The sequence below is a fragment of the Vibrio sp. 10N.222.48.A3 genome (assembly GCF_041475345.1).
In the GTDB taxonomy this organism is placed as follows: domain Bacteria; phylum Pseudomonadota; class Gammaproteobacteria; order Enterobacterales; family Vibrionaceae; genus Vibrio; species Vibrio tasmaniensis_A.
The window spans coordinates 1-13,839 of the sequence record NZ_JBFRVX010000142.1 but is presented as its reverse complement, the minus strand read 5'-3'; the positions used below and the strand labels follow the sequence as shown (position 1 = coordinate 13,839).

General features: G+C 41.9%; 17 protein-coding genes and 3 pseudogenes. 12 read left to right on the top strand and 8 right to left on the bottom strand.

Annotation, left to right across the window (positions count from 1 at the left end; genetic code table 11):
- The 4 genes and pseudogenes from AB4653_RS05370 to AB4653_RS05355 all read left to right on the top strand — a co-directional run.
- Positions 1-96 (top strand): annotated as a pseudogene (locus AB4653_RS05370) (XRE family transcriptional regulator); the annotation flags it as partial.
- A 96-nt stretch (positions 97-192) separates the two neighbouring features.
- Positions 193-864 carry a DUF3313 domain-containing protein gene (locus AB4653_RS05365; RefSeq protein ID WP_009845654.1) on the top strand — a complete coding sequence of 224 codons (672 nt, stop codon included), beginning with the start codon at positions 193-195 and terminating at the stop codon, positions 862-864.
- 12 nt (positions 865-876) lie between these two features.
- Positions 877-1,095: a DUF3820 family protein gene (locus AB4653_RS05360; protein ID WP_009845653.1), complete on the top strand. Its 219-nt coding sequence runs from the start codon at positions 877-879 to the stop codon at positions 1,093-1,095.
- A gap of 565 nt (positions 1,096-1,660) precedes the next feature.
- Positions 1,661-2,398, top strand: a complete 738-nt coding sequence (locus tag AB4653_RS05355; protein ID WP_009845652.1) for a hypothetical protein — start codon at positions 1,661-1,663, stop codon at positions 2,396-2,398.
- A 442-nt stretch (positions 2,399-2,840) separates the two neighbouring features.
- Here AB4653_RS05355 and AB4653_RS05350 read toward each other — a convergent pair whose 3' ends face one another.
- Complete coding sequence (locus AB4653_RS05350) at positions 2,841-3,674, bottom strand: transposase (protein ID WP_372103504.1); 834 nt, start codon at positions 3,672-3,674, stop codon at positions 2,841-2,843.
- Between the two features lie 162 nt (positions 3,675-3,836).
- On the opposite strand from AB4653_RS05350, the gene AB4653_RS05345 reads away from it, so the two are divergent.
- Both AB4653_RS05345 and AB4653_RS05340 read left to right on the top strand, forming a co-directional pair.
- Positions 3,837-4,247: a GFA family protein gene (locus AB4653_RS05345; protein WP_240798316.1), complete on the top strand. Its 411-nt coding sequence runs from the start codon at positions 3,837-3,839 to the stop codon at positions 4,245-4,247.
- A 138-nt stretch (positions 4,248-4,385) separates the two neighbouring features.
- Positions 4,386-4,742 (top strand): hypothetical protein, encoded by a 357-nt coding sequence (locus AB4653_RS05340; RefSeq protein ID WP_012604261.1) that lies wholly within the window; start codon positions 4,386-4,388, stop codon positions 4,740-4,742.
- Positions 4,743-4,998: 256 nt separating this feature from the next.
- On the opposite strand, the pseudogene AB4653_RS05335 reads toward AB4653_RS05340, so the two are convergent.
- The 3 genes and pseudogenes from AB4653_RS05335 to AB4653_RS05325 form a co-directional block, all read right to left on the bottom strand.
- Positions 4,999-5,094: pseudogene (locus AB4653_RS05335) on the bottom strand (integrase); the annotation flags it as partial.
- Between the two features lie 103 nt (positions 5,095-5,197).
- Entirely contained in the window at positions 5,198-5,488 is a 291-nt protein-coding gene (locus tag AB4653_RS05330) for a type II toxin-antitoxin system RelE/ParE family toxin (RefSeq protein WP_102258621.1), read from the bottom strand.
- Complete coding sequence (locus AB4653_RS05325) at positions 5,481-5,702, bottom strand: TA system antitoxin ParD family protein (protein WP_009847096.1); 222 nt, start codon at positions 5,700-5,702, stop codon at positions 5,481-5,483. Before AB4653_RS05325 ends, AB4653_RS05330 begins: the two co-directional genes overlap by 8 nt.
- Positions 5,703-5,888: 186 nt before the next feature.
- Here AB4653_RS05325 and AB4653_RS05320 point away from each other — a divergent pair, with 186 nt between their 5' ends.
- Positions 5,889-6,209: a hypothetical protein gene (locus tag AB4653_RS05320; RefSeq protein ID WP_102258620.1), complete on the top strand. Its 321-nt coding sequence runs from the start codon at positions 5,889-5,891 to the stop codon at positions 6,207-6,209.
- Positions 6,210-6,490: 281 nt separating this feature from the next.
- Positions 6,491-6,817 carry a hypothetical protein gene (locus AB4653_RS05315; RefSeq protein WP_102258619.1) on the top strand — a complete coding sequence of 109 codons (327 nt, stop codon included), beginning with the start codon at positions 6,491-6,493 and terminating at the stop codon, positions 6,815-6,817.
- Positions 6,818-7,279: 462 nt separating this feature from the next.
- Here the strand turns inward: AB4653_RS05315 and rplY are convergent, their stop codons facing one another.
- Entirely contained in the window at positions 7,280-7,558 is a 279-nt protein-coding gene (gene rplY / locus AB4653_RS05310; protein WP_009847093.1) for a 50S ribosomal protein L25, read from the bottom strand.
- A gap of 369 nt (positions 7,559-7,927) precedes the next feature.
- Here rplY and AB4653_RS05305 point away from each other — a divergent pair, with 369 nt between their 5' ends.
- The 3 genes from AB4653_RS05305 (at position 7,928) to AB4653_RS05295 (ending at position 10,531) form a co-directional block, all read left to right on the top strand.
- Positions 7,928-8,656: a glycosyltransferase gene (locus tag AB4653_RS05305; protein ID WP_102258618.1), complete on the top strand. Its 729-nt coding sequence runs from the start codon at positions 7,928-7,930 to the stop codon at positions 8,654-8,656.
- A 14-nt stretch (positions 8,657-8,670) separates the two neighbouring features.
- Positions 8,671-9,978 carry an LssY C-terminal domain-containing protein gene (locus AB4653_RS05300; protein WP_102258617.1) on the top strand — a complete coding sequence of 436 codons (1,308 nt, stop codon included), beginning with the start codon at positions 8,671-8,673 and terminating at the stop codon, positions 9,976-9,978.
- Positions 9,979-10,150: 172 nt separating this feature from the next.
- A complete protein-coding gene (locus AB4653_RS05295; protein ID WP_029222854.1) occupies positions 10,151-10,531 on the top strand; it encodes a VOC family protein in 381 nt (126 codons plus the stop codon).
- 106 nt (positions 10,532-10,637) lie between these two features.
- On the opposite strand, the gene AB4653_RS05290 is transcribed toward AB4653_RS05295, so the two are convergent.
- From AB4653_RS05290 to AB4653_RS05280, 3 genes are all read right to left on the bottom strand, one after another.
- On the bottom strand, positions 10,638-11,984 hold the full coding sequence (locus tag AB4653_RS05290) for an ATP-binding protein (protein ID WP_102258616.1): 1,347 nt from the start codon (positions 11,982-11,984) through the stop codon (positions 10,638-10,640).
- 102 nt (positions 11,985-12,086) lie between these two features.
- Positions 12,087-12,746 (bottom strand): response regulator transcription factor, encoded by a 660-nt coding sequence (locus tag AB4653_RS05285; RefSeq protein WP_004734666.1) that lies wholly within the window; start codon positions 12,744-12,746, stop codon positions 12,087-12,089.
- Positions 12,747-12,770: 24 nt separating this feature from the next.
- Positions 12,771-13,169 (bottom strand): PepSY domain-containing protein, encoded by a 399-nt coding sequence (locus AB4653_RS05280; protein ID WP_009847088.1) that lies wholly within the window; start codon positions 13,167-13,169, stop codon positions 12,771-12,773.
- Between the two features lie 288 nt (positions 13,170-13,457).
- Between AB4653_RS05280 and AB4653_RS05275 the strand changes: the two are divergent.
- Positions 13,458-13,839 (top strand): annotated as a pseudogene (locus AB4653_RS05275) (GGDEF-domain containing protein); the annotation flags it as partial.

Here is a 13,839-nt window from a genome sequence, read left to right as displayed (position 1 = left end):
AAAAGTAGAATGAGTGTTGATGGTGAGATCCAAAATGCTTATATCGAAGGCAATCAGGTGATCGTAGAGTATGCACATACTGTTCAGAACCATTGATTTTAGATCGAGCTCTGAGTTTTACCTCTTTTTCTACAACTTTTTAACTTAGGGTATGGCATACTTGGTTAATTCCTTGATTTACTTAAGTGCGTTATGAAACCTTTAAAAGTCCTTTTGCTTGTTGCAACCAGCATGTTTTTGTTTGGTTGTGCAGGCGGCCCAATTAAAACCGCTACTAAATTCACCAGTTATGAAGATTTTCGGCCTGGCCCTGATGGAGGCGTTGATTTAGTTTGGGCAAGGATAGGGCTGCGTGACGAACAACGTTTGAAATCCAAGTTAGACGCTTATGACTCTGTGGTGATCGACCAAATCTTTGTGTTGGCAGAAGAAGGCACATTAGATCAGGAAGACATTCAGGAGCTCACAGATCATATGGTAAGTCGTTTGGAAGCGAAAATATCGCCTCATAAAACGATTGTCGATGAACCAACAGGGAACACGCTACGCTTGAGTATCGCTTTAAGTAATGTTGAAACGCCCAACCCTATCTTAGCCGTGACAAGCAGTGTGCTGCCGTTTGGTCTTGCGATGTCGACTATATATAAGGTGACGACAGGCGAGCACACCAACGTTGGGAGCGCCAGTGTTGAGCTATTGGTCAGCGATGCGCAAGACGGTACTCCATTGTTTGCAGCCATCGACCGCGAAGCGGGTAATAAAGACTTGTCTACTATGATTGATTCGTTAGATGATGCCAAAGATGCGATCAACTATTGGGTTGAACGTTTAGGTGATACTCTACAGAATATCGACGACGTCTAGAAAGAGCTTGTAATGCTAGAGAAAGAAAACCTGATTAAGCTAGCCAGAATGCAAATGCCTTTTGGCAAATACGCTGGCCGCACCTTGATTGACCTACCTGAAGAATACTTGCTGTGGTTCGATAAAAAGGGCTTCCCACAAGGTGAGTTGGGCGACTTAATGCAGTTATGTTTAGCTCTCAAGATTGAGGGCTTAGATTCTGTGGTGCAACCGCTTAAATATGACTATTAGCCCTAGTCACATCTCACACTTAGTAACTAAAATCCCATCCAAATAAGTGACGAGTAGTGGTGATTTTCTGAGGAACATTCAAAAGGAAAAAACTGAATCTTGCCTTTTGAATGTTTATGAACCCAGAGTCGCTGTAACTTTAATATTTCCACCAACACCTCCCTCAAAGCGCCCGAATTTATGATTACTTTTATACATTCACGTATTCATTGATGACGAGTCAGAATCGACTAGCTTTACCTTCCCTTAAGTGACCTGTACACACAGACAGTTTATTGAATAATTAATGACTTTAAAAAGAGTGGTTTTTAACACTGAATGAGCACGAACCTAACGAGGGTAATGGTGTTAAGTTTTTGAATAGTAATTGGATTGATAAGTGGCTAAGAATGATAACGTGCCTTACAAAGGCGGCAATGTGTGCTTGCACGTTTTCACACGGAATGTTGAGACCCGATTTTATATTAAATGCATAGCATTCAGTTGGTTATGACCGACCTTTTTGATATGTTAAGCGGACGGGTTCGTGCTTGCATGATTATGGTAATTAGTGAGGATTGAGAGTATGCAGCAAGGCTATATGTCTGAGTCTTCTTGGGATGAATTGACTTTTGATGAACGAAGTTCTTTACAGTTAATGAGAGAAAAATATAAGAACTCTGATCATCATCTGAAATTAATCGATCAGTCCTATGAAGCTATGGGAAAGATTTTTCGATCGAGAATCAATAGTGAAGTAATAAAATATAAAAGATATGAAGGAGACCTCGACGGGGTTTATTTAATTATTAATAAAGCTATTCATGATTTTTTCGGTTCAAGCCATTTTCCTGCAACCAAACATAAATCAAAAGAAATTCATGACTTTCACCAAAAACAAAGACAAAAAGCGTCCAAATTATCTGACGAAGCATTTTGTAGCTTAGAAAGAACAATTAACTGGTTATCAAATACAACAACGACAAAACAAGATGAACTTGATATGTCAGTAGCAAATGAAAAATTAATAGAGTTAAAAAAGTTAATTAGTTCGCATCTAGAACGAGTCGATCTTCATGATCGTTCTCCCTCTAAAGCTGAAAGCTTTGTACTTGGTACCTGTAATAATCTTATATGGTTTGCGAACATAAAAGCAACTAGAACTATTGACTCATCAGGGGGGAAAACACCGTTTTTGAGGTTTTTAGAGGTGTTTTTCCCATTTGAAGCGGAACCAATTTTATCTAGTTTATATGAAAAGCAAAAAAGACTACCTATAGAAAAAAGAATTGGTGGAACTTTTATTCCTGTTCGTAGGGGGTAAATTAGATTTACTAGGTATATGTTTTTGCCCCCTATGTTTAAAGACTTAATACTTTAATATGACCTTATATTAAGAATATATGAGGTTAAAAATGAATGAGTTAATTGATTTACTAACAGCAGTGTCAGGTTTGATTATCAGTATTGCGATGTTAATTAAGGCAACTAAAATATGAGAATTACCATAACAAATAAGGATTAAGGTGTTGCGTAGCCAACACTAAATCCCAAGTGTTGAACAAGCCCGAAGCCACTTTATTAAGTAAATTGTACGATTGAACTTGAAGGGCACATCGCTTTGAGGCTTTTCTCAAGGCGAGCGAGGTCAAGATAAGGTTGCGATAGCAATCTTATCAACCAGTTAGCTGTTTTTCGTTTCTTTCGTCGTCACATCTCCTCTGATTTCGTCAATGCCATTCTCCTTATTATCCAATGCCTTTCGGCTAGGTGGGTCGGCTTACTCCAACACATGCCATTTCATGTGCACAGCAAGGGCATACTCGTATCGCTTTGCTCCTTATCGGTGCTGGCACTGGCGGCATCATATAGACCAAGTTCAACAGCAACAGCTGAATACGAACTCTTAAGGCGTGTGCTTGACCACGTAAAAATCCGTAGTCTCGAACTCGCTGCAACCCTTTGGGGAGTACGTGCTGCAAAATGAGCAAGGTGCGCGTTCGCCATCCATTGGTCTGGCTCTCTTTATAGCGGAACGTGACCGTATCATCGGTGATATGGATGATGTCTTCATCAGGCAACACGCCGCGATAGAGGTAGCGAGACAAATAGCTCAATGCAACCTGACCGTATCCCACTTGCCTGCAATCGACCACCCACTGTTTGGGAATGCCACTCGGCAGCCACAACGTTGGGTGTTGATTAATAGCTTCATCTTCTGCTTCCGGTACATAGATGGGTGTGAGCTCTTCGGCTTTTAACAGCTTGGCGAGCTTTGCAGCGTCTCGTTTGTCGGTTTTAACTCTATCGCCTGGCTTTTTAGGTATAAGTGATGGAGCGACGACATAGCAGCAGTGTCCAAGGCTCGTCATTAAGCGATAAGTCCAGTAACCACATGGCCCTGCTTCATAGACAAAGTGCAGAGTGGCTTTTGGATACTTGGATTGCAGTTGTTTGGCCAATTTAATCAACGCGGACTTATTCGATTTAATACGGCCAAGGTGTTGTGGATTTGCCCCACGATGTTCTTGTAATACAGTGACTTGAATAAATGACTTATGCGTATCTAAGCCAATAAAAATTATGCTATCTTTATTCATGCTAGCCTCCAAATTTAGTTGTTTGACGCACTAATTATGGCTCTGGCTTTAAGCTAACCCACGATATTGGAGGCTAGCACCTTTCGTGGGGGTCATTATGTCTAAGCGTACTTTTTTGATTAAGGGAGTTTGAGTTTGAAAGGTATTTGTTTGTGTGGCGAGGTGTCGTTTGAGCTATCTGGTGCCTTACCTCCGATTTATCAATGTCATTGTTCGCTTTGTCGCAAAGTATCTGGGTCGTCATCGAATTCAGCTTTAATTGTTAAAGCGGATAATTTCAAATGGCTTTCGAGTACAAATTCTATTGGTCGTTATGTTTCAAGTTCAGGCTTTAAATCGGAATTTTGTCAGTGTTGTGGAAGCCCTGTACCGAACCTTAGCTCAAGCAAAGATAAATATTGGGTGCCGGCAGGATTGATGTCCGAAGATTTAGAAACAACAATCAAGGCTCATGTCTATGTTAATTCGCGAGCAAACTGGGATGAGGCATTTATCTGCGATAACGTCGAAGAATTTGCCACAATGCCTTCAGAATCTGAATGGTTGAAACTATCGGATAAACCGTACGCATAACAAATGCATCAACACGATTTGCTACACTCGGCGTTGTCAGTTTGCCTTTAGTTTCAGTGATTAAGGCGTTAAAATTCAGCTAGGTCTGTATCGTAGCAAACGTGTTATGCAGGCGTTAGCTTAAAGGGACGTGAAGCTATGGATGTTATTTCAATAATCATTGTCGTTTTATGCGCAACATTTGTGTTTCCTGCCTTGTTTGGTTTGTTCGAATTGAAAACTTCAAAGCTCAAAGCAATCATCGAGGTTGAGGGTAATCAAATAACGATCCGCAAGCTGGCTGTGGAACGATTCCTTAGCTTAAAAGGCAGCACGATATGTACTACTAGCATTGTCCGTATTCAGTTTGTGAAAGACCCGATTGGAGGGACGTGCGTAACTCTGTTTAATGAATCCGATGGAGCTTTGGACTTTTGGGTTCCAGAGCACTTAATTAAAGGTGTTAAAAGTGAACTTGTGAGTGCTTGCCCGTATGCACAATTCGTTGAAATTTAAGCTAACTAATAAGGATTGAGGTGTTGCGTAGCCAACACTAAATCCCAAGTGTTGAATAAGCCCGAAGCCACTTTATTAAGTAAATTGCGTAATTTAGTTTGAAGGACACATCGCTTTGAGGTTTTTCTCAAGGCAAGCGAGGCCAAGATAAGGTTGCGATAGCAATCTTATTAACCAGTTAGCTATTTTTCGTTTCTTTCGTCGTTACACCTCCTCTATTTTGGTTGATGCCATTCTCCTTATTATCAAATGCCTTTCGACGAACCACACGAGAATAGGCATCAATAGTTGCAGGTGGTTTACCTTGCAGTTTAAGGTTAGTAAGGTGTTGTTCATAAGGAGAGTTATAGCGTTACAAGAGTATGGATGGTAGCTGTTTTACTCTGCCGCGTAGCGGCTTCGTTCAACAAACGAGTATGGCTCAGACGGGCAAGGATATTTTCGATCACATTGAATCAATATATTTTCTTCATATCTCGATAAAAATTTTCGTGCGAGCCGAGAGCTATTAGTTCGAGAGTTACAGTACCATCTTTATAGCTATAACCGAGCAATGTTAATTGCTTAACCATCTTAAATTTATGCACTCTCAAGAAAAACAGGTCACCTTTCTTCTGCTCACCAAGATGCGGATCTTCCATAAGGGCTCGAATAGCATTATCTAGATCCGTTTTTTGGTTCTTGTGTAATTTCTTGACCGCCTTCTTAAAAGTAGGTGTCTGAAGAATGTTGGTAATCTTAGTCAAAAGAGTAAGCCTCTAATTTACCTGCTTCCTTCTCAGCTTTTGCTATGACTGCTTGCTTTACGAACTCATAAGGTAGATCGGGGTTGTCTTCCATCATTTTCCCGATTTTAGCCCAGTGCTCAATTTGTTTTGGTGTAGTGCGGTTTAGTGCTTTAGCCATTATCGCTGCCTTATCAAAAAGATCTTGGTCAATACGTACACTTGCAGTAGCCATAATATGTCTCCTAATTTAGTTTGTATCTATATTGTAGTAAATCGCCACGGGTGTTGCAAATTGCGCCATGACAAGCATTTAAGCAGACTGTTACGCTTGTAATTTTCTACTTGGATTAGTTTCAGTGATTTCGGTCGTAGGTTTGAGTGTATAGGTAGTGTTGTCAGCGACTCAATTAGGCATTATGTGCTTCAGGCAGAATATCTTATGGAGGAGATAGTGAAAGATCCAGATGTCGAATTTTCCAAGTGGAAGCTAGAGAGGAAAAAAGGGAGTCTCAGATTTACTGCTCGTACATCATTTCCAGCAATCTTAGGCGTGATGGTAGGTCAAAGTATTGAGCCGTTGTTTATGTCAGAAACAGCTTGGGGCTGGATACAAACTACCGATGTATTAATGAGTGGTTTCTGGAGCTCGATTGGTGCTGTCCCCTTAAGTTATGCAATATGGTTTTGGCGTGAGAAGAAGTATAAGCATCATGTCGCTAATCTTCAGCAACGCACATAATAAATCCTTTAAGGCGGATTCTTATATGGACCTCTGGCCAAATTTTATACCTGTATTTCTTAGCATCAAGTGAAATCGAAATTAGTGGAATTAATATCAAACTAGACTTTGGAAATATTCCTACAGGCGTTTAAAGCAGCCTAATGCTGGCCCTTCCTTTCTGCTCAAGATTGGATTTCGTGTTAATAGCGCTCTGATTTACTATTGGGTAATCGTGTCGCTCACGTCTTTTAAACGCCGTAATGTTCTACCCTAAGAAGTAACACTTTGTGGAGGTCTGTATGAATATCAAAGAGTCTGATTGGAAAATCTTTTGTGAGATAAAGAGTGAAGCTGCGCAACTGTTTTGTACTCGTCAGCTAGATGAAGCCATCAAAGCGATTACTGATGAATCAGAATCTGTAGGGGAAAGGTTTCACTTTATGTGCGAGTACTCCAAAGAATCTCAAAAGCAAATGAAGCTTATTTTTGATGGCCATTCTCGAAGCCGAGCATTTATCCAACTCATGCAAATGTGTGAAGAAGGTTTGGTTGTACCAAAACAATTCGAACGCCTTTCAGAGGAACTCAAAAAAGACATTACGAACGCTCTAGAAAGAAGATCCTAAGAAAAGTCGGGTATTCAGGCCGCTTGACCCAGTAAATGTACGATAACCTTCCAAGGTAAACTGCTACAACCATCCTAATATTACTCTTCTTTATTCGCTAATTCGGTATCCGAATCCATGATTTTTGGCCAGGGAGGCTCAGTGTTATGTTTTGAAAAATGAGTGTGCGGAGCCTAGCGAAAAAGCGGTCTAGTCTTTGTGTTAGAAAAACTACTGTATAAGTCCACCTTTCGTCCACCCTTAATCCACCCAAGCAAGACTGGGATAAAGTGGGGAGAGGGAAAATTGATTATTTTCAGTGTATTGCGCGAGATTTTAGACGTTTTTGAGGGCTCAGAAACGGTGAAACCCCGATGTTGGTAGCATCGGGGTTTCGAATTTCTAGATTTCTCGACTGGTAAGATCGATTATCTTTTCTATGCAGAAGGCTGGATTAATCCAATCTTATTCCTTGGTAGGGAATTAGATACGGATGAAGTCCATGTGCTCAACTTTAGGCTTGAACGCGTGACGTTGAACGTCTTGCGGCTTAACCTTAACTTCTGCGCCGTCAATCACTAGAGTGATTGTTTCGTAGAATTCAGGCTTATCCATTTGGTTGATCACGTCAGCGTGAACAAGTTCGATAGCTACAGCTGCTGCTTCGCCACCGTAGATTACAGCTGGGAATTTACCAGCGTGACGTAGGCGGCGGCTCGCACCTTTACCTAGTTCAGTACGTACTACTGCTTCAAATTTCATAGTTTTACTCTCAAATTAGTAAAAATTAACTTCACACCTCAATGCGACCTTGAGTATGTGGTAAAGCTTAGGCATAAACGAGTTCATGCTTAAGCGAGCGCGGATACTAACATCACATTCAAATCTGAGCAAGTCAGAAGCCCATCTCAAAGTGAATTTCCTTCGATAAATGATTCGTTTGGAGATAAAACGTTCACTAGCGCTTATTTACCCCATTTTATCGTCTTTTACATTGCCTATCTTATCTATTTATAGCGTTGCTAAATCATCAAGTTAATGAACGGAAAATGAATGTTTGCCTAAGACTTGGTTAAGGCTTGGTTGGTTAATCTTAGTGTTAATCAAACAGCAGAATGAATAGGTGAAAATATGGAACCGGTAAGCATTGTCGTAATTACGCTAAATGAAGAGAAACGCATTAGCCGCTTAATGGAAGAGTTGAGTGTGCAAACCCACCAAGAGTTTGAAGTGATTGTTGTCGACTCGAATAGTGAAGACAACACCAGAGAAGTGGCGCAAGCCTATGAAAACGCGTTGCCAAAATTAACGGTTCATCATATGGAAAGTCGTGGTGTGAGCCTTGGACGAAACACAGGTGCTTCATTGGCGCAATACAACAGAATCCTTTTCTTAGATGCTGACGTGAGCTTGCCCCGAAACTTTCTTGCGAAAGCGCTTTATGAACTAGAGGAGAAGAAGCTTGAAGTGGCGGGTGTGTACATGAGCTCGAAAGGTCTGCCGCTTGTACACAAGTTCGGTTACGGCTTATTTAACGCAGGCTTGTTCACTACCCAGTTCTTTTTCCCGACGGCGATTGGCGCATGTATTTTCTCGACTAAACGCGCGCATGATGAGATCGGCGGTTTCGATGAAGAGATCGTCCTGTGTGAAGACTGTGACTACGTAAAACGTGCGAGCAAAACATGGCGATTTAGATTCCTGAATATGACCTTTGGTTTTGACCCACGTCGTTTAGATCAAGATGGCGTTGTGAAGACAGGCTCAACTTATCTTAAAGCCAATGTAAGACGCTTCTTCAAAGGCGAAATGCGTAACAACGAGATGAACTACAAGTTTGGTCACTACAAAGAACAGTAAGTATTGAGGTTGTTATGTTTGATGGACTAGGGCTGTTTCTGGGGGCATTGGGTGATGCTCTCATTGGCCCAAACCTATTTGTACCGGGAGAGCCCTTCTTTATCGCAGCGGGCTTTCAACTGTATTCAGGTGCATGGATGGCGTTGGTTTTGGTCATGCTAGGTGGTTTGCTTGGTGACCAACTCAGTTATTTCATTGGCTATAAATACGGTGCGAAAGCGCAGCGAAGGCTCATTAAGTTTCGTCCTAAAACCAAACGATTAATTGCGCGCTGCCGTTATCTAATTGCTCGCAAAGGCACATACATCATTCTTTTTGCTCGTTTATTAGGGCCTATCGCTTGGGTTGTGCCATTTATAGCGGGCTCGCATCGTGTACCGTGGCGTAATTTTAGTGTGTTGGCGTTGTTCGGCTTGGCTCTTGGTGGTGGACAGTTCATTGCTTGGGGCATGTTACTGGCGCACGGTGTTGAAAACTTCCCGTGGCTTAATAACCTTAAGATATTTATCTCTGAGCATAATAGCTTGATCGCCGGTGTGTTCACGGTATTGGTCTTCACCATTATTGGTTATCGAATGAAGTGGCGACGCTTGGTGCTCAAATCCAGTGCGCTGTTGTTGGCGTGGGTATTGTTTGCGAACTACGCACACTTTTTCTGGAAAGCGGATGATTTTAAGAATCAACCAGAGACGGCTCAAATTGACAAAGTCGACTGGAATTCGGTTACCTATAAAGCGTTCCCAGGCAAATCTTCATTCTACTCGGCACAAGCGATCAACGTACTATATGTTGGAGCAACCCCAAGAGACTTAATGAAACAATTGGGCTGGATAGAGAATCAAACTTTTTCTCGAAATGAGATTGAATGGGCTGGCTATCTCGCATTGCTTAGAGACAAAACGCCCCCAGTGTCCGATTTATATTGGAGAGACAAGCCACAAGATATGGCGTTTCAATTGCCGGGTAACTTGATGAAGCGTAGCCATATTCGCTGGTGGCGTGCTGGTGTTGATGTTCAAACTAACCAGCCTCAGTGGTTAGGTGCAATCAGCTATGATGATGGCCTTAAAGTTACCCCTTACTCCGGCATTGTGACCATACTGCATAACATTGACCCTAATGTTGATGAAGAGCGAGATAGGCTTGCTAATCAGATACGAACGTCATTACCAGATATTGATCTAGACAAGTACCCATTGGCTACGGTGGAAGTAATGAATGAAGATCATGACTATTATACCGACGGTAAGATCTTGATGATCGGAGTAGCAACTCATAATGACAATTTGCAAACTTTAGATGTCGCTGTGAATGAGATATAGATCGACTGGCTTGTGCCTTGTTTGAACCCCCTTCAAACAAGGCTTTGTGATTTCTACTGGACTCTATCTAAAGAAACTTAACCTTCTCTCATGTAACTCCTCAACTATAAATTGTTCAACTTTGACTATGCTGATTAAGGGCGAACAAGCAGCGAAAACTGAGGATAACGTTATGCAAATGAATCCGATTGGTTGGTTTGAAATATATGTTGATGACATGTCGAGAGCAAAAATTTTTTATGAATCAGTATTTAAAGTGACGCTGGACAAGTTAGACAATGAAACCGGAATCGAAGTTGAGATGTGGGTATTTCCTTGCGATATGGGGAACTATGGAGCCACTGGAGCTATATGTAAGATGTCTGGTGTAAAAGCGGGAGGCAACAGCACCATGGTTTACTTCTCTTGTGAGGATTGTGCCACAGAAGCAAGTTTGGCAGCGGCCAACGGTGGCGCGCTACAAGTACCCAAAATGGACATTGGTGAGCATGGTTTTATCAGTGTAGTGAGTGACACGGAAGGCAATATGATTGGGCTTCACTCGATGAGCTAATCATATTGAAGTGAGAAAAGCGTTGTTAAGCCAGAATAAAGTTAAGCCCTAGCGTTGTGCTAGGGCTTATCGTGTTTACTTGGTTTACTTAGCGCGTTTAGCTTACTTAACCTTTGCTTAGTTTTAGCACCAGAGAGGCTTTCAATCCGCCCATAGAGCTCTTGCTGAGCGTTAGGCTACCTCGGTAGCTGTGTGCCATTTCATTCACGATGTTAAGCCCTAAACCTGTTCCCGGTGTGGTTTCATCAAGTCGAACACCACGTTTGGTCACTTGCTCAAGCTTCTCTTCAGGAATGCCTTGGCCATCATCTTCAATCACTAATTCAATGTTGCCATCATCGAGTTCATTCGAATGGACTCGGATAATGCTGCTCGCCCATTTGTAACTGTTCTCTAGTAGGTTGCCGACCATTTCATCAAGGTCGGTTTTTTCGACCGCCACTTCAATTTCAGAGTCTAGCTCATTAATCATGGTGACTTCGTTGGCGGCATAGACTTTATCAAATGCCATTGAGATAGCTTCAACACGTTCACAAGGTGAAGACTTCACTGAAAGAATGTTCATTGCACCGGCCATGCGTGCTCGGCCAAGGTGATAATCGATTTGGCTTTGAATCTGATTAATGGGTTGTTGCAGCAGTGCCTTGTCATCCTCTGGAAGTCGCTCTATCTCATTTTTCAGAACCGACAGCGGAGTTTTCAACGCATGAGATAAGTTACCCGCGTGGTTACGCGCTCGCTCCAATAACTCTTGATAGTGGAACAGTAGGGCATTGAGGTCAGAAACCAATGGAGAAACCTCTTTCGGGTAGTTGTCGCTTAATCCTTGTTGCTCGCCGTTTCTTAACATCACCAGTTCACGTTGCATCTTACTGAGTGGCAATAGTGACCAGCTGACTTGAATACCAATCAACATCAGCACGCCCACAAACAGCAACATCAGAATCAACCAGACTTGACCTGTAAGTTCGGTCAGTGTGGATTCTAATGGGTCTTCATCAATACCTATGGTGATCGTGACAGGGTCATTCAGTTCAGGCAGATAGATATCCTGCTCGATGTAAATCAGCTTTTCTTTCTCAGGCCCTTTGACTGATGTGTGAATCGGCGAACGCTTGATGGTGAGGTCTTTATCCCATAGCGAGCGAGATCGAATAATCTGATCTTGGGTAGCGGCGCGCCAATAAATACCACTGTAGGGTTGGTTGAACCTAGGATCAGACAGACGCTCTGCCATGACTAGGTTACCACTGTCATTGGTTTCGATATTGGCGGTTAACTCATCCATGGTTAAAGCAAGCTGCTGCTTCATGTCATCGACGAGGTAGTCATTCACCAGTTTCGGAATTCCGACACCTGCCGCTAATATCATCGCACCTAGCCAAAAAGCCGCGGCAAGAAGCAAGCGGCTTTTTAGACTGACGTTTTTAAGTGTTCGTTTTTTTAGATTCATACGTTACCAGCCTGTCTTTACTCATCTTGCTATGAGAACAACAACGATCAGCACAGGCTGCCCACTAATTGGAGATTGCTCTTAGCTTAATTAAATACAGCATTATTCAGCATTCAGTTGGTAGCCAAGCCCGCGAACGGTTTTGATGATTTTAGGTGCGATTTTCTTACGAATACGACCAATGAACACTTCAACCGTGTTTGAATCGCGGTCAAAATCTTGCTTGTAGATGTGTTCAACCAACTCAGTGCGCGAGATAACTTTGTTTTGGTTATGCATGAAATAAGCGACCACTTTATATTCAAGCGCCGTGAGGCTAACTGCTTGGCCTTGCCACAATACTTTAGAGCTACGTGTGTCTAGGCTTAGATCACCAATTTGAAGTATAGGTGCAGCACTGCCTGACGCTCGGCGCAGTTGAGCACGAATGCGGGCTATCAGTTCGACCATTTCGAATGGTTTAGTTAGGTAGTCATCAGCGCCTGCATTCAAGCCCTCGACACGTTGGGTTAGCGTGTCACGCGCACTTAAGATAATCACTGGCGTGTTAATGTTTTCGTCTCGAATGCCTTTTAATACGGTTAGGCCATCCAGCTTAGGTAGACCTAAATCGAGAACGATGGCATCCCACTCTTCCGATGTTGCACGGTAGAGTGCGTCGATACCGTCTTGAGAAAGCTCTGGAACCCAGTCGGCTCCCTCAAGGGTCTCTAGAATTTGTTGGCCCAAGCGAGGTTCGTCTTCAACGACTAAAATTTTCATGTATCACTCTTTTATTGTTATTTATTATTCGTGGGAGTTTTTGATCGCTTCTTTAAAGTTGCGACCTTTAATCATCAGCATTTCTAACGTTTCAGCGTTGTATTCCACTTTAATGATATTGTTTTGGAAATTTATTTTTAGCTCATACACCCAAATATCATCGTCTTCTTCTAGTTCTACTTTAATGATTCGGCCATGAAGATCATTTTCAACCGCAGCATACATTTCTGAGAAAGGGCGAATGTAGCCCTCTTGCACCGCTTCATAGACTTCGTCTTGATCTTCTTCAAATTCGATACGGGTTCCCGCTTTATGAACATCTTGTACAAGATCATGACCGTTATGGTGATCATCTTGTGCAAAGCTTGATGTCGAGCCTATAGCTACAGCGATACAGATGAGTATAGCGCTTGGTTTTTGCATGCAGTGGCCTTAGTAAAAGAAGCAAGTAACGACAGTTTAATACAATAAAAATGAATGGAGTATGAATGTGAATACGAGAGACGCTTTATCATTTTAGCAATGTAAAGTGTTGTATCAACGTGCAATTAACCAACCTGATATTCATGTTGATTCATTTGCTCAATAGTAATGCGTTGACGTTATTACATTCCCTTACAAATTACAAATAATTAACATGGTAAACTCGCAAGTATATGGACTTATGGGGCTCTTTTGCCGCGCGATATTTGATTTAATAAGGATTTTAGAGTGCCATTTACAGTGCTAGTGATGTTGTTTTTTTCAGTGCTGATAACGTTCACTAGCCATGCTAACGAATTAGATTTCAAGCAAATCAGTGATTTCGAATATGGCATGGTAGTGAGTGATTCTTCGGTTGATGCCATCCTATATAAGGAAGAAGGGTGGAGCTCAATTGTTACTTGTATTCCTGAACCTAATCAGTCGTGTTGGCTTAAACTTGCACTACCTTCAGACAACCAATCATATGAACATCTAGTTTGGAAATCTCTTTCATCCCGGACAGGAGAGCTGTTTTTTGTTGATCAAGACGGAAAAGTTGTTGGCAATTTTTTGTTTGAGTATTATCGCTCGCTACGGCTGAACAAAAATTTTGAATACAGTTATGTTT